The 523-nt window shown below is 69.4% G+C and carries 1 protein-coding gene; it reads right to left on the bottom strand.

Annotation, left to right across the window (positions count from 1 at the left end):
• On the bottom strand, nucleotides 1–523 hold a 523-nt coding region (locus tag ACUN9Y_RS22185; protein WP_445462910.1), incomplete at both ends, for an RHS repeat domain-containing protein.

The following is a 523-nucleotide window of genomic DNA, read 5'->3' as shown; positions in this document are numbered from 1 at the left end:
GGCCATCGTAGGCGTACTGGGCCTGGGTCACGGGCACGGCATCGTCGCCGGCGGCGGGGGCCTGGTGGTAGAGGCTGGCCTCGGTCAGCCGGTGCTCGGCGTTGTACTGGTAGTGCCAGGTGTGGCCGTTGGGCGCGATGCGCCGGGTCAGGTTGCCGAAGGCGTCGTAGTGGTAGTGGGTGCCGGCGTAGCGCTTGAGCAGGTTGCCCATGGCCGGCGACAGCTTGGGGGCGTTGGGGTAGTCGACCCAGCTACGCTGACCGGTTTCTCGGCCGCTGGCCCAGCGCGTCGCCAGGGAGCTGTTCTCGTTCTTGTCCGTGCCCTCGTTCTTGCCGGTGCTATCGTCGGGGTCCACCAGGTTGCCCGCGGGGTCGAAGGCGAAGCGTTCGTCGTGGATGGGCGAGACGGCCTGACGCAACCGCCCCAGCGGGTCGTAGCCGTAGCGGGTGGTGCCGCGCAGGCTGTCGTCGGTGGCCGTCAGCAGGCCATTGTCGGCGTAGTGCCATTGGCGCTTGGTCTGGCG

The organism is Halomonas sp. V046 (genome assembly GCF_052645355.1).
This window is presented reverse-complemented; position numbering and strand designations above follow the sequence as displayed.